The 19,846-nt window shown below is 60.9% G+C and carries 20 protein-coding genes; 11 read left to right on the top strand and 9 right to left on the bottom strand.

Annotation, left to right across the window (positions count from 1 at the left end; all coding sequences use genetic code 11):
* Nucleotides 1–8: 8 nt before the first annotated feature.
* From pspG to PG900_RS15565, 4 genes are all read right to left on the bottom strand, one after another.
* Nucleotides 9–227, bottom strand: a complete 219-nt coding sequence (gene pspG / locus PG900_RS15580) for an envelope stress response protein PspG (RefSeq protein ID WP_010636066.1) — start codon at nt 225–227, stop codon at nt 9–11.
* Between the two features lie 42 nt (nt 228–269).
* Nucleotides 270–476 (bottom strand): PspC domain-containing protein, encoded by a 207-nt coding sequence (locus PG900_RS15575; protein ID WP_017411260.1) that lies wholly within the window; start codon nt 474–476, stop codon nt 270–272.
* 2 nt (nt 477–478) lie between these two features.
* Complete coding sequence (pspA, locus tag PG900_RS15570) at nt 479–1,141, bottom strand: phage shock protein PspA (RefSeq protein WP_270797884.1); 663 nt, start codon at nt 1,139–1,141, stop codon at nt 479–481.
* A 206-nt stretch (nt 1,142–1,347) separates the two neighbouring features.
* Complete coding sequence (locus PG900_RS15565) at nt 1,348–2,076, bottom strand: 1-acylglycerol-3-phosphate O-acyltransferase (protein ID WP_016352068.1); 729 nt, start codon at nt 2,074–2,076, stop codon at nt 1,348–1,350.
* Between the two features lie 176 nt (nt 2,077–2,252).
* Between PG900_RS15565 and PG900_RS15560 the strand changes: the two genes are divergently transcribed.
* The 10 genes from PG900_RS15560 to PG900_RS15515 all read left to right on the top strand — a co-directional run bounded on the left by PG900_RS15560 (nt 2,253) and on the right by PG900_RS15515 (nt 9,773).
* On the top strand, nt 2,253–2,633 hold the full coding sequence (locus tag PG900_RS15560) for a hypothetical protein (RefSeq protein WP_044801244.1): 381 nt from the start codon (nt 2,253–2,255) through the stop codon (nt 2,631–2,633).
* A 54-nt stretch (nt 2,634–2,687) separates the two neighbouring features.
* The gene (locus PG900_RS15555; protein ID WP_270831778.1) at nt 2,688–4,730 is read left to right on the top strand and encodes a protein-disulfide reductase DsbD family protein; all 2,043 of its coding nucleotides are present in this window, start codon (nt 2,688–2,690) and stop codon (nt 4,728–4,730) included.
* Nucleotides 4,731–4,740: 10 nt separating this feature from the next.
* Nucleotides 4,741–5,496, top strand: coding sequence for a DsbA family protein (locus PG900_RS15550; RefSeq protein ID WP_270831777.1), 756 nt, complete (start codon nt 4,741–4,743; stop codon nt 5,494–5,496).
* 3 nt (nt 5,497–5,499) lie between these two features.
* A complete protein-coding gene (locus PG900_RS15545; protein ID WP_270831776.1) occupies nt 5,500–6,027 on the top strand; it encodes a protein disulfide oxidoreductase in 528 nt (175 codons plus the stop codon).
* A gap of 279 nt (nt 6,028–6,306) precedes the next feature.
* Nucleotides 6,307–6,591 carry a cold adaptation protein ActJcold adaptation protein ActJ gene (gene atcJ, locus PG900_RS15540; RefSeq protein ID WP_005305278.1) on the top strand — a complete coding sequence of 95 codons (285 nt, stop codon included), beginning with the start codon at nt 6,307–6,309 and terminating at the stop codon, nt 6,589–6,591.
* A 23-nt stretch (nt 6,592–6,614) separates the two neighbouring features.
* Nucleotides 6,615–7,157 carry a cold adaptation protein AtcA gene (gene atcA / locus PG900_RS15535; protein WP_270831775.1) on the top strand — a complete coding sequence of 181 codons (543 nt, stop codon included), beginning with the start codon at nt 6,615–6,617 and terminating at the stop codon, nt 7,155–7,157.
* 12 nt (nt 7,158–7,169) lie between these two features.
* Nucleotides 7,170–7,937, top strand: a complete 768-nt coding sequence (gene atcB / locus PG900_RS15530) for a cold adaptation protein AtcB (protein ID WP_024943297.1) — start codon at nt 7,170–7,172, stop codon at nt 7,935–7,937.
* Nucleotides 7,938–7,948: 11 nt separating this feature from the next.
* Nucleotides 7,949–8,851, top strand: coding sequence for a cold adaptation protein AtcC (atcC, locus tag PG900_RS15525; RefSeq protein ID WP_270831774.1), 903 nt, complete (start codon nt 7,949–7,951; stop codon nt 8,849–8,851).
* Between the two features lie 236 nt (nt 8,852–9,087).
* Nucleotides 9,088–9,339: a hypothetical protein gene (locus PG900_RS15520; protein ID WP_026080289.1), complete on the top strand. Its 252-nt coding sequence runs from the start codon at nt 9,088–9,090 to the stop codon at nt 9,337–9,339.
* A gap of 59 nt (nt 9,340–9,398) precedes the next feature.
* On the top strand, nt 9,399–9,773 hold the full coding sequence (locus PG900_RS15515; protein WP_270831773.1) for a hypothetical protein: 375 nt from the start codon (nt 9,399–9,401) through the stop codon (nt 9,771–9,773).
* A gap of 191 nt (nt 9,774–9,964) precedes the next feature.
* Here the strand turns inward: PG900_RS15515 and PG900_RS15510 are convergent, their stop codons facing one another.
* Entirely contained in the window at nt 9,965–11,209 is a 1,245-nt protein-coding gene (locus PG900_RS15510; protein ID WP_270831772.1) for an MFS transporter, read from the bottom strand.
* 87 nt (nt 11,210–11,296) lie between these two features.
* Between PG900_RS15510 and PG900_RS15505 the strand changes: the two genes are divergently transcribed.
* Nucleotides 11,297–12,205, top strand: a complete 909-nt coding sequence (locus PG900_RS15505) for a LysR family transcriptional regulator (protein WP_270831771.1) — start codon at nt 11,297–11,299, stop codon at nt 12,203–12,205.
* A 92-nt stretch (nt 12,206–12,297) separates the two neighbouring features.
* On the opposite strand, the gene PG900_RS15500 is transcribed toward PG900_RS15505, so the two are convergent.
* The 4 genes from PG900_RS15500 to PG900_RS15485 all read right to left on the bottom strand — a co-directional run bounded on the left by PG900_RS15500 (nt 12,298) and on the right by PG900_RS15485 (nt 19,846).
* Nucleotides 12,298–13,314: an alpha/beta hydrolase family protein gene (locus PG900_RS15500; RefSeq protein ID WP_270831770.1), complete on the bottom strand. Its 1,017-nt coding sequence runs from the start codon at nt 13,312–13,314 to the stop codon at nt 12,298–12,300.
* A 122-nt stretch (nt 13,315–13,436) separates the two neighbouring features.
* Nucleotides 13,437–15,728 carry a DNA topoisomerase IV subunit A gene (parC, locus tag PG900_RS15495; RefSeq protein WP_270831769.1) on the bottom strand — a complete coding sequence of 764 codons (2,292 nt, stop codon included), beginning with the start codon at nt 15,726–15,728 and terminating at the stop codon, nt 13,437–13,439.
* A gap of 83 nt (nt 15,729–15,811) precedes the next feature.
* Nucleotides 15,812–17,722: a DNA topoisomerase IV subunit B gene (gene parE / locus PG900_RS15490; RefSeq protein WP_206865898.1), complete on the bottom strand. Its 1,911-nt coding sequence runs from the start codon at nt 17,720–17,722 to the stop codon at nt 15,812–15,814.
* Nucleotides 17,723–17,836: 114 nt separating this feature from the next.
* Nucleotides 17,837–19,846: an FUSC family protein gene (locus PG900_RS15485; protein ID WP_270831767.1), complete on the bottom strand. Its 2,010-nt coding sequence runs from the start codon at nt 19,844–19,846 to the stop codon at nt 17,837–17,839.

The raw sequence follows: 19,846 nt of genomic DNA, 5'->3' as shown, positions 1-19,846 counted from the left end.
AGGGAGTGTCAACGGTAGGTATTAGCCTGCTTGCGCCGGCTGCTGATGAACCAGCACACCACCAGCAGCACCAGCAACCAGGGCGCCAGCTTGATGATGAGGGCAAACATGCCGGCCAGGGCGCCAAACAGCACGAAGACGCCGCTCACCAGCAGCATGGCCAGCACGGTGAACCCGGCCAGCGCCATGCCGACCAGAACCAGCATCAAGACGATAAATTCCAGCATGTGTTGCTCCTCACTGGGTTAATGCCGCTGAGTGACCCGGGGTCAATCCAGCCAGCGCTTCAATTCACGACGGGGCGGCATGATCAGTACCGCCAGCAGATAGGCGGCCAGCGCCAAGGGCGGCATCAGGATCAGCGCCATCAGGGCCGCAACCCGCACCGTCACCCTGGAGAGCCCCAGCCCGTTGGCGATGCCGGCGCAGACGCCGGTCAGCTTGCGATGGGCAAGATCCTTCGGCCAGGGCGTCATGGTTATGCCTCCACCTTTTGACTCTTGAGGCGGGCCAGCTCCCGTTCAATCTCGTCGTTCAGCTCCAGCTCGCGGAACTGGGCCTCCAGCGAGGGGTTCTGCCCCAGGGTTGCCGCCTCCAGCTGGGCTTCCAGCTGATCGACCCGGCCCTGAAAGCCGTCAAAGCGGGCCATCAGCTCGTGCATGCGCTGGTTGTCTACCTGGGCACGGGCCCGCAGCCGGCTGTGAGCGGTTTGTTCACGCAGGGTCAGCAGCTTCTGCTTCTCGCGCGCCTCGGTCAGCTTGGCGGCCAGCCGCTCGCTGTCGGCGGTGAGCTGAGCCAGCACCTCGGCGACCCGCGCCTTGTCCTGCTCCAGTTGCTCACATTTTTTGACCTCGGCCAACTTCTCGGTCAGCGCGGCCCGGGCCAGGTCCTCACGCCCCTTCTGGATGGCGAGTTCGGCCTTGGCCGCCCACTCCAGGATCTGGTGCTGCAACGCCTGCTGATGACGCTCCAGCTGCTTCTGTTCGGCAATGACGCGGGCGGCCTGGGTTCTCATCTCGACCTGGACCTGCTCCATCTCTTCGATCATCAGCCGCAGCATCTTCTCCGGCTCTTCGCTCTTGTCGAGCAGGCTGTGCAGGTTGGCATTGATCACGTCGGTCAGGCGGCTAAATACGCTCATGGTCTGGCTCCTTGTTGATGGGATGGCTATCTCTTCCCATGACATTACAAGAGCCATGCCAAGATAATTTTTCCTTTACTTACATATAGATGAGGTTTTATCAGGTATTTTCAATATCGTCTTAGTGGCGAAAAATACCGATCAAGTGGTGATTTTAACCAATAAAAAAGGGAGCCGGCGGCTCCCTCATGCAATCAGCGGTGTACTCAGGCAGCCCGGGGATGACCGAGCTTGCTGTCCAGCTCGGCCAGCTTGGCCTCCATCCGGGCGCGGCAGTTGTCGGAGAGGTCGCGAATGCCGGCGGCGCCGTGCTCCTTGCTGCAGACCGGGGCCATCACCTCCAGCAGCACCTCGCCGTTGTCCCAGCGGTTGAGATCGATCTGGCCGAAGTAGCTGGAGCAGACGATGGGCACCACCGGCACCTCTGCCTGTACGGCGGTGTGGAAGGCGCCCGCCTTGAACGGCAGCAGGCCGCGCCCCTTGGAGCGGGTCCCCTCCGGGAACATCCAGATGGAGGTGCCGCGATTCTTGATGCGCTCCACCACCTGGCCGATGGTGCCGATGGCGCGGGAGCGGTTGGAGCGGTCGATCAGCACGTTGCCGGAGAGCCAGAAGATGAGGCCGAAGAAGGGCAGCCACAGCAGGCTCTTCTTGCCCACCGCCACCACGCCGGGCTGCACCGCGCCGGTCACGGTGAAGATGTCGTAGTTGCTCTGGTGGTTGCAGACGTAGACCGCCGGCCCCACCGATTTGACCTCGTCGGCCACCGTCACCCGGACCTTGAGCCCGATCAGCGGGCAGACAGCATGATACATGCGGGCGAAGACATAGACGTTGTTGGGATGGCGCGGACGCACCAGACAAAGCAGCAGACCGAACAGGAACCAGAAGATGAGCAGCAGACCAAGCAGCAGCACACGGGCAAGTTTGAGCATCGAACACCTCGGATTTTGACTCGGCGCAGTATACTGGTCCCCCTTTTAGCGAACAAGCGTTCGCCAAACAGAACCGACCACCCCTGCCACTCGCCCCTCTGCCTTAAAACGGACGGCGGCTTGCCCCACCCGGCGTTGGCCGTTAGGATGTGGCCATCTTGATGAACGGGGCGAGCATGATTCACCAACAACGCGTGGCGAAACGACTCCTGCTGCTGGTCTGCCTGCTGGTGCTCAATTGCGCTGCCCAGCCGCTGGCCCGGCTGGCTCTGCTCGATCATGCTCTCAGCTGTCAGGCCCTGCCCTCCTTCGTCACGGCCGACGACCAGGCCGACAAGGGCACGCCCGCCAGCCCGCAGCCCAACAGCTGCCAGCTCAACGGCAAGTGGCTGAGCGCCACCACCCTGCTCTGCCTCGAGCAACTGTTCTTTGCGGTGGCCCTGCTCATCGCGCTGCTGGCCCCGCTCTGGCGCTACACGCCGCCACTGCCGCCGCCACGGGCCGTGTCGCCCCCCGAACGACGACTTCACCTCACCCTCTGTGTCTGGCGGGAATGAGTTCAGCCGCGCTTTTTCAGCCTGCTGTCATTCATTTTTTGCGAGACAACGTTTATGTCAACTCTCTTCAAGGCGAGCCTGCTGCTGGGCTGCCTGCTGTGGCAATCCAGCGGATTGGCCAGCGATACGGGCTGGCTCACCAGCCCCCAGAACGATCACGCCAAGGTCTGGCTGCAAGCCGACCGCAGCGCCCCTGACCAGACCCGCATCCTGCTCGAGGTGGCCCTCGAGTCCGGCTGGAAAACCTACTGGCGCAGCCCGGGTGAAGGGGGCATAGCGCCCCAGATCCTGTGGGATCAGCCGGTCGGCGACTTCCAGTGGCACTGGCCCACGCCGCGCCCCTTCGAGGTGGCCGGGCTCAGCACCCAGGGTTATCAGCAACAGGTGCGCTTCCCCCTGAGCCTCGACTACCCGGCCGGGCAGCCGCTCCAGGGCACCTTGCGCCTCTCCACCTGCAGCAACGTCTGCATCCTGACCGACTACCCCTTCACCCTGGCGGTGGATGGGCAGGCGCCGGCCGGTTTCGACTTCGGCTGGGCCCAGACCATGAGCACCCTGCCGCAGACGCTGCCCGCCGACACCCGGGTCGAGCTCGGCTACCAGCACAACCAGCTGCAGCTGCGCGCCGAGCGGGCAGAGGGCTGGCAGGCGCCCGCGCTCTTCATCGATGCGCTGGAGGGGGCCGAGTTCGGCAAGCCCGCGCTCGAGGTGAGTGGCAACACCCTGATTGCCCGGGTTCCGGTCAGCGATGGCTGGCAGGGGGATGCCCCTGACTTGCGCGGTCAATCCCTCAGCCTGCTGCTCGGCAGCGGCGATGAGGCCTGGCAGACCCGCGCCACCATCGCCGATCCCCTCGCCTTGCCAGCCCCAGGCCAGCCTCTCATCTGGCTGCTGGGGGCGGCGCTGCTCGGCGGCCTCATCCTCAACCTGATGCCCTGCGTGCTGCCGGTGCTGGCCCTGAAACTGGGCACCGTGCTGCAGCAGCAAGAGAGCGAACAGCGACAGGTGCGCAAGCAGTTCCTCGCCGCCAGCGCCGGGATCATTGCCTCCTTCTGGGTGCTGGCGGCCATGAGCAGCCTGCTGCGCGCGACCCAGGGGGCGGTCGGCTGGGGGATCCAGTTCCAGAGCGCCGGTTTCATCGGCTTCATGGTGGCGGTGACCTTGCTGTTTTGCGCCAACCTGCTGGGGCTGTTCGAAATCCACCTGCCCAGCAATCTCAGCACTCGCCTCGCCACCAGCGGCGGCAAGGGGCTCGGCGGCCACTTCCTGCAGGGGAGCTTTGCCACCCTGTTGGCCACCCCCTGCTCGGCCCCCTTCCTCGGCACCGCGGTGGCCTTTGCACTGGCAGCGCCGCTCGGCCAGCTCTGGCTCATCTTCACGGCGCTCGGCCTTGGCATGAGCCTGCCCTGGCTGTTGGTGGCGGCCCTGCCGCGCCTCGCCCTCTGGCTACCCAAACCGGGCCGCTGGATGGGGCGACTACGCATCCTGCTCGGGTTGATGATGCTGGGCTCCAGCCTCTGGCTGGCGAGCCTGCTTGGCAACCATCTGGGCAGCACGGCCACCGGCTGGCTGATGGCCGCCATGCTGCTGGCGCTGCTGATTGGCATCCTCTGGCGCTATGGCATGCGCGGTTTCACGCTGGCCCTCTCCCTCTCGGCCCTCATCGGCGGTGCCCTGCTGCTGGGGGGCGCCCTCACGGCGCAGGGGTCGGGCAGCGTCGATCGCATTGCCTGGCAGCCGCTCACCGAACAGGCCATCGTCGATGCGCTGGCCCAGCGCAAGCGGGTCTTCGTCGACGTCACCGCCGACTGGTGCGTCACCTGCAAGGCCAACAAGTACAACGTGCTGCTGCGTGACGAGGTGCAGGGCGCCCTGTCGGCCCCGGACGTGGTGGCCCTGCGTGGCGACTGGAGCCGGCCGAGCGATGCCATCTCCGCCTTCCTGCGCCAGCGCGGCGCTGCCGCCGTCCCTTTCAACCAGATCTACGGGCCCGGCCTGCCAGAGGGAGAGATCCTCTCGCCCCTGCTGGACAAGGCCGACTTGCTCGACGTGTTGCACCAGGCCGGCCTCGTCCAGGCCGATGCCCCCCACTTTTAAGGAGAATCCCATGACTCTGCGTACCCTGAAACTGCGCACCCTTACCCTCTGCACCGCCCTGGTTGCCGGCACCCTCTGCGCCCCCTTGCTGCAGGCGGCACCCTTCACCCCGGAGCAGGAGGCCCGCATCAAGGAGCTCATCCGCGAGACCCTGGTACAGAACCCCAAGATCCTCGACGAGGCGGCCGAATCCTGGGAGAAGCAGAACGCAGCCGCCCAGGAGGCCCAACTCGGCGACTTCATCAAGGGCAATCAGGACGTGCTGTTCAGCAGCGCCACCAGCCCGCGCCTCGGCGCCAAGCACCCCAAGCTGACCCTGGTGCTGTTCACCGACTACAACTGCCCCTACTGCAAGCAGTTCGATCCCCAGCTGACCAAGCTGCTCAAGGCCTATCCCGACGATCTGGGGCTGGTGATCAAACTGCTGCCGTTCAAGGGACAGAGCTCCGCCAAGGCGGCCCAGTACAGTCTGACCCTGTGGCAACAGGAGCCGGCCCGCTTCCTCGCCCTGCATGACAAGCTGATGAGCAAGCAGGGGATGCTGACCGAGGCGGACATCAACAAGGCGCTGGCGGCCACCGGCAACACGGCCCTCAAGCCCGATGCCAAAGCCACCGAGGAGCTGCGCAATAGCCTGCGCATCGGCACGCTCCTGGGGGTGCAGGGCACCCCGGCGACGCTGATCGGCAACCAGCTGGTGCCGGGCGCCGTGCCCTATGACGAACTGGAGCAGCTGGTAAAGGCCGAGCTGGCCAAGCGGAGCTAAGCCATGGCGGAAGATGCAGTCGTAAAGCCACCCCGCTGGCGCCGCTGGGGCAAGGAGGCGCTCTGGCTGCTGCTGATGGCGCTGGTCATCTCCACCCTGCTGGATCTGTGGCGCAGCCCCACCCTGCCGGCGGGGGCCATGGAGGCCCCCTTCACCCTGCAGGATGGCACCATCACCAGCCTGGCCGAGCAGAGCCGCGGCAAGCCGCTGTTGGTCTACTACTGGGCCAGCTGGTGTGGCGTCTGCCGCTTCACTACCCCCACGGTGGAGCAACTCTGGCAACAGGGTGAAAACGTGCTGACGGTGGCGCTGCGCTCCGGCAGCGATGACCAGTTGCGCGCCGGGATGGCGAAGAAGGGGCTCGCCTTTCCCACCCACAACGATGAGCGGGGAGAGCTGGCTGCTCGCTGGCAGGTGGGGGTCACCCCCACCTTCCTCATCATCAAGGATGGGACGCTGGTGAGCAGCACCACCGGCTGGAGCTCATGGCTCGGGCTCAAGGCCCGCCTGCTGTGGGCCAGCCTGCGCTGACCCCTGACCTCGACGCCCGGCCAGTCCGGGCGTTTTTTCAACCCCTGTCACACATGGGTCACCATGGAACTGACAAAATAGTCACAAACGGCCCCAAACCGCCCCTGACGAGGCCCCGCACGACGCCACCAGCACGCCCATCTGTTCGCTTCCTATCCATGGCGATGGCGGCCTGTTTGCGTTAAAATGTCGGGTTTTTGCCGAGCCTGGTTTGCCAAGAGCCCCGCCGCCAGGCTAGCGCAGGGTCAATTCCACGATGCCAGTGAGGCAGGATCCGTCATGAACAACTACTTCCGGGTGTTGGGCGTCAAGTCCAACGCCAGTGAAAACGACATCAAAAAAGCCTATCGACGGCTGTCGAACCAGTACCACCCCGACAAGCTGCACGGGGCGAGCGAAGAAGAGAAAGAGCAGGCAGCCCTCAAGCTGCACCAGGTAAAGCAGGCTTATGAAGTGCTGTCCGATCCGAAACAGCGGGCCGCCTTTATCAAGGATTTCAACAACGTCATCGTGACCGATCCCGCTGCTGCCATGCAGGAGATGTGGGACCAGTTCTACCCCTGAGCCACCAGGCAAGAAGAGCGACTATGCAAAATAAATGGGACCAGGCACGGCTCAAGGCCCTGCAAAGCGATGCCAGTGAAAACATCGAATCCTACCGGGATCAGGACGACCCCAAGGGACTCGAGCAGTTCACCGACCAGATGAAGGCCCTGCTGCTGGCCGACATGAGCATGCTGGAGTTCATGCCCGAGTATCTGCCGCTCGCCCTCTATGGCCGGGTGCAGTTCCCGGCCAAGGCCAAGGGGCAGTGGAACAAGTGGCTCGCCAGCGGCGAGCAGCCGAGCTGGGACGAGTTCAAGGTGAGCGTCGGCTTCAACAACGCCATCCTGCCGCTGGTCAAGGCGGTGCGGGCCCAGAGCGAAGATCAGCTGATGGAAGCCTGCGCCGTGCTGTTCCTGCTCGACAACCCGCTGCCGCGCGGCAGCCACCGCAGCGATGACGACGTTGATCTGCGCGATGAGGAAGAGGAAGACGGGGAAGATGCCGACGCCGATTACCACGGCGGCAGCGACCGCTATGGTGATGATGACGGCGATCAGGATATGTACGACGAAGTCCGTTTCTAATTGGGGCAAGGCATGAGCAACAGTCTGATAGAAATTACCGCCATCGAGATCAAAGAGCTGGCCGTTATCGAGCCGAAGCAGGCCAGCGAGAAGTTCGAGCTGATCGCCAAGACCATGTCTGACGACCAGCTGGCCGAAGTGATTGAAAACATTGATATCGTTACCCTGACCCAGATCAACGGCCAGCACGACATCTCCTTCCCCTCCATCATCTCCGAGCTGATGACCCCGGAGCGGATCCGCGACATCGTCTGCCAGCAGCCGCTCTACTGGGAAGAGGCGATCAAGAACAACGCCGATGAGTTGCAACAGCACACCTTCGACTTCCTCAACTACCTGATCCGCACCCAGGATAGCGAAGCCAAGCAGCGGGAGATCCTCGAGTGCGTGGCCGAGGATCCGGCCGGTCTCTTCTACCTCGCCATCCCCTTTATCGAGTTCTATCGTGGCGATCGCTATGAAGAGGACGAAGGCTATCGCGACGTGCTGCACGCCGAAGAGGAAGACCTTGAAGAGTCTCTGCGCTACAGCGAGCGCCAGCAGAGCGAGGATGTCCACGACTACGCACTGGACGACCCGCGCAGCCTGTTGATGCTCATTCGCGAGCTGGCCCCCGAGGTGGAGAAAGCCATCAAGGCGCTACTGCGGAGCGAACACTCGACCTGGGACGGCATCATCAACAAGTTTGCCGCCGAGCTGGTGATGCAGGCCAAGGAGAAGAACAAGGTCGAGGAAGACGAATACGGCGACGTCGACGACATGTTCAGCTTTCTGGATTAAGGAGCCCATTCATGCAGTTAGTCATTCGCGATGCCAACCAGGGCCCCTTTCTGACCCAGGTGCTGCGCTTTGGCCGCGACAATGAACGTTTGACCGAGCAACAGCTGGCCGCCATCAAGGGCAAGGCGGTACTGATGAGCCTCAAATTCGCCGACAAGTACTACAACAAGTACAAGATGCACCTGCTGGAGCAGGCCGCCCACGACGTCATCGGCGTGGTGAGCCTCGGCCTGCAGGAGCTCTCGGCGCGGGATCCGGCCAAGGCCCTGGCGCTGCTGCAGGCGCCGGAAGGCCCCATCAAGCCGTTCCAGAAGGGCTGGTCGATGCTCATCACCGTCAGCCCCAAGCAGGCTGGCAACAGCCTCTACGGTGACGTAGATGCGCGGCTGCTGGACAAGATCTCGAGCCCGCCCGATGTGGAGGAGTGGCAAGGGTGGCAGGAGTACGAGAAGGCGCTGACCGAGCACAACAAGAGCCGCCTGATGGCACTCATCGACCAGCACTTCTTCGCCTGCGAGAGCGACCACCCCACCATGGAGGACAAGCTGGCCGAAGCCCTGCTCTACCGCATCCTCTGCGGCAAGGGCAGTGGCGCCGCGCCACTCAAGGTGAAGCAGGATCTCAAACGCCGTCTGGCACGAGACATAGTGCTGCAGGAAGCCTGGTACGACACCGACTATCTGGCCGCCCAGCTGGAACTGCTGCTGGCGGAGCTGCCAAGCGAGCTGATCGCCGGTCTGCGTCAGGAACTCAGCAAGGGGTTTGTCGCCAACCTGCTGCATACCCTGGGCTTTGTGCGCCAGTACCAGCTGCTGCAGCAGGAGAACGCCTCGCCGGAGAAGCTCGACAACGTCGAGATGCGCGCCGGTCTCAAGCACCCCCTGCTCGGCTGGCCGCTCTATCACGACTTCTAAGGGGCCATGCCCCCTTGCAGGACGGCACTTGCCTCTCCTCCCACAACGCCCGGCTTGCCGGGCGTTGTGCTATCCGGCATCCCGCTGACAGCAGAAACCCTTGTCATGGCCGCCGCCCTTGGCAGAAAACTACCCCGTAAGCGTCATTGGCCCCATTTTTGGCAGGGATATAATGACTCCCCCATACCAGAGCCGGGAAACGAGCAGTGAGTAGAAAGCCGGACCGCATTACCGCAATGCAGCAGATCATCGACGCCGTGAAGGCGGAATTTCCGCTCTATCAACCGGATACCTTCAAATGCGGGCCGGACAACACCTGCATCGGCTGCCCCAAGAAGCTGATGGAGCTGGTGGATACGGACCTCTGCTACTGGCAATATCAGATCGATCGCGGCATTCCGCCCTCCTTCGACGAGATCCAACGCTTCGGCAAGATGTGCAAAAACATCCGCCGAGCCTTGGTGCGCAACGGTCGCATCCCCGCCTGAGCGCCCCATCGCAGCCAAGGGAGAAGCGCCCGCCGGCAACCCCCCGAGAGGAACAGTTTATGACCCAGGAAAGGATACAGACCCGCTACACCCTGAATGGCCCCCTTGCCAGCTCTACCGAGCTGGAACAGGCCATCGCCCAGGCGATAGAGGCCCACAAACAGGATTTCTTCCCCCTGCTGGAGCGGCTGGTGGATGTGGGTGACAGTCGGGTCAAGCTCAGTCAGAAAGACCCGCTGCTGGTGCTGGGGATGGAACTCGACGAGACTCGCACCGGCGGCAGTGCGCGCCTCAGCTACGAATCCAACTTCACCGAGAGCTGCCGGCTGATCGATGAATACGACCAACACCAGACCAGCGTGGCCTTTCATCTCGACGGAGATCAGCTGATATTCGATCTTGAGCTGCCCATACAGTGGAATTTCGAAAACTGATTTATAGCGGTGCCTTTCCCCCTGTTAATGCACCCAACGGTTACTTTCCTTCACGCTGCCCCTCTCCAAACGAGAGAGGGGCAAAAGGGAATCGCCAAACATATTGCCGCGACTGGCTTTCACGCTCATCTGTTCACGCTTCGCCAATCAAGCCTGTGACCCTGCCGCCTCGTCATGCATCAAACATGACGCTAAGCGGTCACCACACATAACCGTTTAAGCAGCCGATAAAGAAAGATGGGTTGCACCAGCGTCAGCGCTATCACCAGCCAGGCCACGGTAGCCATATTGCCCAGGTGACCATCGACATCCGTCAACAGCATCGAAGATACGACGGCAGCCGAACCGCTGAATATATGCTGGAACACATTCTGCAATGACATAAACCCTGCTCGCTCCCCAGGCTCTGCGACCTGGCTAGTAACAGCAGCAGCCGTGATCGTCCGTGTCGATGTCACCACCATGAACAAGGTAAAAATGATCATCGTCGGCAACAAGGGGGACCCCAAGAAACCATCCCAGACAATGGCGATAATCAATCCCCCTGCCCACAACGTGACGCGCATTGCGCCAACATGGTCCATCAAATAGCCACCCAACTGCATCGCGATCACGCTGAGAACACCGCCCATGACATAGTACTGACTCATATCACTGCGAGGCACACCGAGATTGAACTGAAAATAGGCTGCCATGTTCGGAACAATAAGGAAGGTACTGAAAATAGCCAACCCGATTGCCATAAATGCATGCCACACCACGGCTCGTTTCAACATACCCGTGATTGAAAAAACCTTCTGGTGTTGCCCCAAGTGGGAAGTCATATTTGGCAGCCGCATAAATACCATCACGCTGACGCACAAGCCCAACCCCCCGACGACATAAAAAGGTGCGCTCCACCCTTTCAACATGGCCAGCTCCAATCCCAAGGGCACACCGGCAATGGCTGACAATGAGAAAGCCCCCATCACTATCGCCATCGCCCGACCACGTTGTGGGACTGGCGTGGCATCCACGACGATCGCCATTGCTATCGACGTTGCCGGACCGGCAAATATGCCTGCCAACAAACGGGTAAAGAACAGGCTTTCCATATTCCACGCCAAGGTGCAGGCCCAGGTGGATAGTGTAACGCCCAGCAATGAGAGCAATGCCACCTGTTTTCTATCAAATCGATCTATATATCTGGCACATAATAAAGATGATAATGCGGCGGCCAGTGCATATCCTCCCCCCAAATATCCTATATAGGTTGGACTGATATCTAGCGCACGAGATAAATCAGGCCCAAGCGGCATGATCATCATAAAGTCCAGCGCACTCACCAATTGGATAAAGGCAGCCAGCCAAACGCTACTCACATCCATCACAGCACCATTAAAATGAGGTGTCTTACCTAGCTTGTGTTTTTCTGACATCATAGTGTTCATGTTCAATATTTGGAGACAGACAGCATACCCACTACCATCATCTATTTTTATCCTTTAGAATGGCACAGACTGTTATCATATCAGGGACAATAGATGCGCACCGGCCTGGACTTTACTTCATCAAGGATATTTATTGCCGTGGTTGAACAAGGCAGTTTTGTCGGCGCATCCAAAACCCTTGAAATACCAACTTCTAATATCAGCAGAAGCATTGCTCAGCTGGAAGAGAGACTATCACTCCAGCTTATTGAACGCAGTACTCGGCACATGAAACTCACTCAGGCTGGCCAGCTGCTCTATACCCGAGTAAAACCCTTGCTGGAATCACTGGAGCAAACCGAGGCTGAATTGACATCACAGCAGATTCAGCTGAAAGGGCCACTGCGCCTGTGCATTCCCAATGAAGCCGGCCCCAGACTGCTCGGAACCGCGATAGCGGACTTTGCCTGTCAGCATCCCGAAATAAAGATCAGCTGTATTACCAACCTGTCAGGATTTGAGACATTAAGAGAAGATCTGGACATAGCCGTCATCATTCACAGAGGAAAGCTGGATGACAGCGATTATATCGCGAGCCATCTAACCACCATTCCCTGTACCGTGGTTGGTTCCCCTAATCTTATTCAGCGGTGCGGACTTCCCAACCACACGGCCCAGCTAAAGGATCTCCCCTGCATCACCACGGTGAGCGCCCTGAAGGGAATGCCTTGGCAGTTCACCCTACCCAACGCTGAATTTTCCACCGTTCAGGTCAATGAACATTACCGGGTCAATAGTGGTGAGCTGGCGTTAAAGGCAGCAATAGCCGGGGTCGGGTTTGCCATTCTGGCCAAGGTCTCTTGCCAAGCGTTTATTGATGATGGCAGCTTGGTCGAAATTGAACTTGAGTTACCCGCCGCCCCATTGCAGTTGTTTGCTGTTTATGCAAACCGTCAATATCTACCGGCTAAGACGCGCGTATTCATTGATTTTATACGGCAAAACATCATGAGTTATCAGTAACTAACACCGATAAATCCTCAGCTGGCCACATCGGCTTTTCAAAATACCAAAACCCGGCGCCATCGTTCTCGAACGCTGATTACTCGTCGCCATCAGACCCGCGGCTCTTTCACTTTAAGCCACGCTCTGCTGAGAAATTCAGAGATTTCACCATTAATTACCGTATGTATATCGTCTCTGTTTATTCCTGGTGCATCATTACAAATAGCTGATGCCAGTTTATTTAATTGAGCAGAGCATGGAGAGAGAAAAACAAAATGACCGGCATTGTGTATTACCTTAAATTCTTTTTCTGCAGCCAACGTGTTGGCCAGATCTCTGGCATTTTCTTCCCAAGCGAGCTCTTCATCCTTATCACCAGTAAAAATAAGGGTAGGGGAAATCACTCTTCTGAGTGAACCGGGAGAGAATGCCATACTCACCGGAGCCATGAAAACCCATGCCTTTATCCTAGAATCGGGGTGCACAACTAGATCAGGATGATCATTTATTATCACCCCTTTGTTTGAACATATGGCATTCATGCCATATTTACGACAATAATTTTCATAGCGTCCTGCATCAATATCCCCTCCTCGTAACAACAATCCTGTTGCTCCACCGGCAGAGAAACCAATAAATGCTATTTTATCTTTATCAATATATTTGGCTAGTTCAACATCATTGATCGCAGCAGTAATAACGGCAGATATTTGTAATGGACGACCATACCAGGAACTAATGGCCCCTGCCCCTGTCTGATCCTTGTAGTTATCACCAGGATGCGTGAGGGTAATAACAATATTTCCCTGCCGAGCCAGGGTCGTGGCAAGGTCATGATGACTCCATAAACTACCGGCGTTGCCATGTGAGATCACTATGACTGGATAGTGTCCTGGTACTATATTCAGCGCCTTTTGTGCCGCTATTTGATAAGGGCCTATCGTACTTGGTGTCTTTTCTGCGGCCACACCGGGATAGAAATATACGGCATCCATAGTCTTTCCACCTACAGGATCAGTCACCATGAGACGCTTAAACCCTGTATATTCAGCCGATACGACGAAGGATGGCAAGGCACTGCACGTACATATTGCACAAAGTAAAAAATAACGAAAAAGAAGTCTCATCAGATATCCTTTCTGATCCAATCGACATTGGGACGACACGCTACCACTATCCCTATGAGGAGTCATTTTTCACAAAAAAATGGGAGCGAATAATTCGCTCCCATCTTGTATAGATCCGTTGACTACCCTTCCTGATTTTCCCCCGCCACCGGCTCGCTGGCGACAGTTTCAATCTCGATGCGATCGACTCGCTGCAGACCGCGGGGCAGTTTGGCGCCGCGGCGGCCGCGCTCGCCGCGGTAGTAGTCAAGGTCAGCTGGCTTGAGGGTCAGCTTGCGCTTGCCGGCAAACAGGGTGACGGACTGCCCCTGCGGAATGACGGCGGCCATCACCACAAACTCCTCTCGTGCCTTCACGCGCGCCGAGGGTATGCTGATCAGCTTGTTGCCCTTGCCCTTGCCGAGCACCGGCAAGGTGTTGAGCGGGAACAGCAGCATGCGCCCTTCGTTGGAGATGGCCATGCAGAGATCGGTCTCCGGCGCACCTATCTTCTGGGGTGCCATCACCAGGCCCCCTTCCGGCACGGTGAGCAGCGCCTTGCCGTTCTTGTTCTTGCCAATGAGGTCGTCGTATTTGCAGACGAAGCCGTAGCCGGCGTCGGAACAGATCAGATACGGCTCACCCTCGTTGCCCATCACCAGATGGCGCACCTCTTCCCCTGCCCCCAGCGCAAAGCGGCCGGTGAGCGGTTCGCCCTGACTGCGCGCGGAAGGCAAGGTGTGAGATTCGAGGGCGTAGGTTCTTCCCAATGTGGAGAGGAACACCGCCTGCTGGTTGCTGCGGCCACAGGCGTGGGCCAGATAGCTGTCCCCAGCCTTGTAGGAGAGCCCCTCGACATCCACGTCGTGGCCCTTGGCGGCGCGCACCCACCCCTTGTCGGAGAGGATGACGGTGACCGGTTCGCTGGGCACCAGCTCTTTCTCGGTCAGCGCCACGGCGGTGGCACGCTCCACCAGCGGGGTGCGGCGATCGTCGCCGTACTTCTCGGCATCGGCCAGCAGCTCTTTCTTGAGCAGGGTGTTGAGGCGACGCTCGGAGCCCAGAATGAGCTCCAGCTTGTCGCGCTCTTCGGCCAGTTCGTTCTGTTCGGCGCGCAGCTTGAACTCTTCGAGCTTGGCCAGATGGCGCAGTTTCAGCTCGAGGATCGCTTCGGCCTGGGTCTCGCTGATGTTGAAACGCTCCATCATCACCCGGCCCGGCTCATCCTCGGTGCGGATGATCTCGATCACCTCGTCGATGTTGAGGTAGGCGATCAGCAAGCCTTCGAGGATGTGCAGGCGAGCCAGCACCTTGTCGAGGCGGAACTGCAGACGGCGACGCACCGTCTCACGGCGGAAGCTCAGCCACTCGGTGAGGATGGTCTTGAGGTCTTTCACCTGGGGCCGGTTGTCCAGACCCAGGATGTTGAGGTTGACCCGGTAGTTCTTCTCCAGATCCGTGGTGGCGAACAGGTGGGCCATCAGCCCCTCCACATCCACCCGGTTGGAGCGCGGCACGATCACCAGACGGGTCGGGTTCTCGTGGTCCGATTCATCGCGCAGGTCGGTGACCATCGGCAGCTTTTTCGCCACCATCTGGGCGGCGATCTGCTCCATGATCTTGGCGCCGGAGGCCTGATGGGGCAGCGCAGTGATGACGATGTCGCCATCCTCCTCGCTCCAGACCGCCCGCTGCTTGATGGAGCCCTTGCCGGTCTCGTAGATTTTGCGGATATCGTCGCGCGGAGTGATGATCTCGGCGTTGGTCGGGTAGTCCGGCCCCTGAATGTGCTGCATCAACACATCCAGCCCCGCATTGGGGTTGTCGAGCAGCTCGGCACAGGCGTAGGCCACTTCCCGCGCGTTGTGGGGCGGGATGTCAGTCGCCATGCCCACCGCAATACCGGTCACCCCGTTGAGCAGGATGTGCGGCAGACGGGCAGGCAGCACCACCGGCTCTTTCATGGTGCCGTCGAAGTTCGGCGTCCACTCCACCGTGCCTTGCCCCAACTCGGAGAGCAGCAGCTCGGAGAAGCGCGACAGACGCGCTTCGGTATAACGCATGGCGGCGAAGGATTTGGGATCATCCGGCGCACCCCAGTTGCCCTGACCATCCACCAGCGGGTAGCGGTAGGAGAAGGGCTGGGCCATCAGCACCATAGCTTCATAACAGGCGATGTCGCCGTGGGGGTGGTACTTACCCAGCACATCACCCACGGTACGGGCGGATTTCTTGTGCTTGGAGAGCGCCGACAACCCCAGCTCGCTCATGGCGTAGATAATGCGCCGCTGCACCGGTTTGAGGCCGTCGCCGATATGCGGCAAGGCCCGATCCATGATGACGTACATGGAGTAGTTCAAGTAAGCCTGTTCGGTAAAGGTGCGCATTGGCTGGCGCTCTACCCCGTCCAGACTGAGCTCGATAGCATCACTCATGTGATTTTCTCTTTCGGTTCGGGAGCCGCCACAGGGCGACTCCGGCTAAATGCTTGCTGGCCCTGTGCGGGCCAGCCGACGGCTTAAATGATGGCGAGGTTACCCTTCTCTTCCAGCCATTCACGGCGATCACCCGCCCGCTTCTTGGCCAGCAGCATATCCATCAGCTGCAGGGTCTCGTCAGCCGCATCCCCTTCGCTCTCTCCTGCCGGCTCCATGGTGAGCTGCACCAGACGGCGGGTGTTGGGATCCATGGTGGTTTCCCGCAGCTGTTTCGGGTTCATCTCACCCAGACCCTTGAATCGGGTCACCATCACCTTGCCTTTCTTCTTCTCGGCCTCGACCCGCTGCAACACGCCATTCTTCTCGTCCTCGTCGAGGGCGTAGTAGACCTCTTTACCGATATCGATCCGGTAGAGGGGCGGCATGGCGACATAGACGTGGCCTTTCTCCACCAGCGTGCGGAAGTGCTTCACAAAGAGGGCGCAGAGCAGAGTGGCGATGTGCAGACCGTCCGAGTCCGCATCCGCGAGGATGCACACCTTGCCGTAGCGCAGGCCGCTGAGATCCTCGGAGTCGGGATCGAGCCCGATGGCGACCGAGATATCGTGCACTTCTTGCGAGGCGAGCACCTGACCAGCCTCCACCTCCCAGGTGTTCAGGATCTTGCCGCGCAGCGGCATGATGGCCTGAAACTCGCGATCCCGCGCCTGCTTGGCACTGCCGCCCGCGGAGTCACCCTCTACCAGGAACAATTCTCCCTGCATGGGGTCGGCGCAGTTACAGTCGGTCAGCTTGCCGGGCAGGGCCGGGCCCTGGGTTATCTTCTTGCGCACCACCGTCTTGGCGGCGCGCATCCGGCGCTGGGCGCTGGAGATGCAGAGCTCGGCCAGCTGTTCGGCCAGCTCGGTGTTACTGTTCAGATAGAGGCTGAAGGCATCCTTCACCACGCCGGAGACAAACGCCGAGCTCTGGCGGGAGGAGAGCCGCTCCTTGGTCTGGCCGGCAAACTGCGGATCCTGCATCTTGATGGAGAGGATGTAGGCGCAGCGATCCCAGATATCTTCCGGGGTCAGCTTGACCCCGCGCGGCAGCAGGTTGCGAAACTCGCAGAACTCGCGCATGGCGTCGAGCAGGCCCTGACGCAGACCGTTGACGTGGGTACCGCCCTGGGCGGTAGGAATGAGGTTTACATAGGATTCGGCGAGGCATTCGCCCCCTTCCGGCAGCCAGCAGAGGGCCCAGTCCACCGCCGACTGCTCGGTGCTGAAGGCGCCGACAAAGGGCTGCTCCGGCAGGCAGGTGAACTGCTTGACCGCATCGACCAGGTAATCCTTGAGGCCGTCTTCATAGCACCACTCCAGCTTGATGCCGGTGTTCTTGTCGAGAAACTTGATGGTGAGGCCCGGGCAGAGCACCGCCTTGGCCTTGAGCAGGTGCTCCAGCTTGGAGACCGAGAAACGGGGCGAATCGAAGTAATGGGCTTCCGGCCAGAAGCGTACCCGGGTGCCGGTGTTGCGGCGCCCGCAGGTGCCGGTGATGGTCAGCTCCTGTACCTTCTCGCCCTTCTCGAAGGCGATGTCGTAAACCTGGCCGTCGCGGCGCACCGTCACCTCGACCCGCTCGGAGAGGGCGTTCACCACCGAGATGCCCACCCCGTGCAGACCGCCGGAGAACTGGTAGTTCTTGTTGGAGAACTTGCCGCCCGCGTGCAGCTTGCAGAGGATCAGCTCCACCCCGCACACCCCTTCCTCCGGGTGGATGTCGACCGGCATGCCGCGGCCGTCGTCGATCACCTCGAGGGACTGATCTTCATACAGGGTCACCTCCAGGGTACGGGCGTGACCCGCCAGCGCCTCGTCGACGCTGTTGTCGATGACCTCCTGGCCGAGGTGATTGGGCCGGGTGGTGTCGGTATACATGCCGGGGCGGCGACGCACCGGTTCAAGGCCATTGAGGACCTCAATGGCATCCGCATTGTATTGAGTAGACATGGAGGGCCTTGCGAATTGACGTTTGGGGAGAATCTTACTCGTTGGGAGGGTATTGGACAAACCCGGCGGCGGCAAAGCTTGATCCGGACGGGGTAAGTCACCCCACCGGCCCGTTCAGCGCGCCTCGGCCGCGACCGGCAGCGCCTGCTGCAACTGGGAGAGAGAACTGTGCAGCCGCCACACCATGCCGGCCAGCTCCCGCGCCGTCGGCTCCCTGTGGTTGGCCAGGGCCGCGCTGATCCGCTGCAGCTCGGCCAGGGTGCGATCCAGAGAGGCGTGCTGCACCCCCTGCTCGGTGAGGATCCCCTGCAGAGAGCGGATGCAGTTGTCGCGCACCAGGTAGAGGGGCTGATCCTCGCCGCGCCACTGGCGCAGCTGCCAGACGATGTGGCTGCAGTTGAGCAGCACCACGCCCCAGCGCAGCACCCAGAGGCGGGCGGTCTGATCCTGGCTCTGGCTGAGCTGGCTGATGCAGTGGTAGATGAGCGATTCGAACTGGCTCTCGCTCTGGCGCGGGGCCGGCTCAAGCTGATCCATGAAGTGGCGGCGCAGGGAGCGGATGAGGCGGCGGCTCTTGCGCCGATCCGAGCTCGGTCGCAGCAGCTGGAACGCCAGTCCGGCGCTCATCACCCCCAGCGCCTGTCCCAGGCTGCCGTTGATGTACTGCAGGTAGTCGTAGCTCGGCGGATTGGTGATGGCGAGAAAGGAGCCGAGCAGCACGATGAGCTGGCCCCACAACACCGCCTGCCTGGGCTGTTGCTGCTTGAACAGCTGCATGGTGATGAGCACGGGGAACAGCAGGGCACAGAAGAGCCAGAAGTCGTCGAGGCGGATCATCAGGCCGAACTTGACCGCGAAGCAAATGAGGCTCAGCAGCAGGATCGCCTTGAGCATGGTGTTGGCCCCCTTGGCAGGCGCCGGGGTGGCCGAGTAGAGCACGCAGCAGATGGAGAGCAGGGTCAGCGCCGAGCTGCCCGCATCCCACTGGCTGTGGATCCAGAAGGCGCAGCCCAGCAGCACGCAGAGGAAGGTGCGCCCGCCGTTGTAGGCCGCCTCCAGCGTGTCGGTGTGGCTGGTGAGCGAAGAGTGGCGCGGCGGTGCCGGCCACTCCTGATCGTCGTAGCGGGCCAACCGATCCAGCCAGCGCTGACACTCCAGATAACTCCAGCAGAAGTGGCGCAGCCGTCGCCAGAAGGTGTGCAGCCGGTAGTCGCTGGCCGCCGTCGGCACCAAGGGGGCCAGCAGCCGGGCGATACGATACTTGTCGCAGCCGGGCTGGCCCAGCTCGGCCAGCAGCCGCTCCAGCAACGCCTGCAGCCCCTCCGGTTGCGCCGGCCAGTTGTGCAGCATGCGGCGCTGGCTGGAGATGAGGCTGATCAGGCGCAGCTGGCGGTGCAGCAGGAAGTTGAGCAGCCGGTTGTGGCGGCGCAGCCGATGGTGGCTCCAGACCGCCTGGATGCGCAGCACGTTCATGGTGAGGATCTGGCCGATCAGCCCCTCGTGGGCGGTGCGCACCTCCGGGCTCGCCTCCCCCAGCCAGAGCAGCTGGGCATGCTCCAGCAGGCGGGCCTGGGTCTTGTGCAGCGACTGCAGCAGGGTCTCGCCATCCGAGGTGCTGGGCAGGATCATCATCAACAGGCCACCGCAGAGGATGCCGATGATCACCTCGCTCACCCGCGCCTGGGCGATGTCGAAAATGTGTTGCGGGTCGGTCACGTTGACGCAGGAGAAGGCGATGATGGCGGCGGTGTAGCCCGCCAGCGCAAAGGCGTAGGAGACGTTGTTCTGATGGTGGTTGGAGATGTAGGTGCAGAGCGCCAGCCAGAGCGCGATGAGGAAGCTGAACAGCCAGGGATCGCTGATGCCAAGGCCGGTGATCACCACCGCAGCCATGGCGCCGATGAGGCTGCCCACCACCCGTCCCAGACTCTTGCTGATGACCCCGCCCACGGTGGGAAAACTCACCACCGCGGCCGAGGTCATCGCCCAGTAGGGGGAATCCAGCTCCAGCACGAAGGCCAGCCAGAGCGACAGGCACATCGCCAGGCTGTTGCGCAGGGCGTAGCGCCACTGGCCGCCATTGGCCTTGCCCCAGGGGGTCTGGCGCCAGAGCGAGGCGGTCAC

The sequence above is a fragment of the Aeromonas sp. QDB03 genome, from assembly GCF_027707985.1.
Taxonomy (GTDB): Bacteria; Pseudomonadota; Gammaproteobacteria; order Enterobacterales; family Aeromonadaceae; genus Aeromonas; species Aeromonas hydrophila.
This window is presented reverse-complemented; position numbering and strand designations above follow the sequence as displayed.

What these genes read in the sequence shown, in the direction of transcription:
- pspG (WP_010636066.1), bottom strand. Translation starts at nt 227, where the DNA reads ATGCTGGAATTTATCGTCTTGATGCTGGTTCTGGTCGGCATGGCGCTG.
- PG900_RS15575 (WP_017411260.1), bottom strand. Translation starts at nt 476, where the DNA reads ATGACGCCCTGGCCGAAGGATCTTGCCCATCGCAAGCTGACCGGCGTC.
- pspA (WP_270797884.1), bottom strand. Translation starts at nt 1,141, where the DNA reads ATGAGCGTATTTAGCCGCCTGACCGACGTGATCAATGCCAACCTGCAC.
- PG900_RS15565 (WP_016352068.1), bottom strand. Translation starts at nt 2,076, where the DNA reads ATGCTCAAACTTGCCCGTGTGCTGCTGCTTGGTCTGCTGCTCATCTTC.
- PG900_RS15560 (WP_044801244.1), top strand. Translation starts at nt 2,253, where the DNA reads ATGATTCACCAACAACGCGTGGCGAAACGACTCCTGCTGCTGGTCTGC.
- PG900_RS15555 (WP_270831778.1), top strand. Translation starts at nt 2,688, where the DNA reads ATGTCAACTCTCTTCAAGGCGAGCCTGCTGCTGGGCTGCCTGCTGTGG.
- PG900_RS15550 (WP_270831777.1), top strand. Translation starts at nt 4,741, where the DNA reads ATGACTCTGCGTACCCTGAAACTGCGCACCCTTACCCTCTGCACCGCC.
- PG900_RS15545 (WP_270831776.1), top strand. Translation starts at nt 5,500, where the DNA reads ATGGCGGAAGATGCAGTCGTAAAGCCACCCCGCTGGCGCCGCTGGGGC.
- atcJ (WP_005305278.1), top strand. Translation starts at nt 6,307, where the DNA reads ATGAACAACTACTTCCGGGTGTTGGGCGTCAAGTCCAACGCCAGTGAA.
- atcA (WP_270831775.1), top strand. Translation starts at nt 6,615, where the DNA reads ATGCAAAATAAATGGGACCAGGCACGGCTCAAGGCCCTGCAAAGCGAT.
- atcB (WP_024943297.1), top strand. Translation starts at nt 7,170, where the DNA reads ATGAGCAACAGTCTGATAGAAATTACCGCCATCGAGATCAAAGAGCTG.
- atcC (WP_270831774.1), top strand. Translation starts at nt 7,949, where the DNA reads ATGCAGTTAGTCATTCGCGATGCCAACCAGGGCCCCTTTCTGACCCAG.
- PG900_RS15520 (WP_026080289.1), top strand. Translation starts at nt 9,088, where the DNA reads ATGCAGCAGATCATCGACGCCGTGAAGGCGGAATTTCCGCTCTATCAA.
- PG900_RS15515 (WP_270831773.1), top strand. Translation starts at nt 9,399, where the DNA reads ATGACCCAGGAAAGGATACAGACCCGCTACACCCTGAATGGCCCCCTT.
- PG900_RS15505 (WP_270831771.1), top strand. Translation starts at nt 11,297, where the DNA reads ATGCGCACCGGCCTGGACTTTACTTCATCAAGGATATTTATTGCCGTG.
- PG900_RS15500 (WP_270831770.1), bottom strand. Translation starts at nt 13,314, where the DNA reads ATGAGACTTCTTTTTCGTTATTTTTTACTTTGTGCAATATGTACGTGC.
- parC (WP_270831769.1), bottom strand. Translation starts at nt 15,728, where the DNA reads ATGAGTGATGCTATCGAGCTCAGTCTGGACGGGGTAGAGCGCCAGCCA.
- parE (WP_206865898.1), bottom strand. Translation starts at nt 17,722, where the DNA reads ATGTCTACTCAATACAATGCGGATGCCATTGAGGTCCTCAATGGCCTT.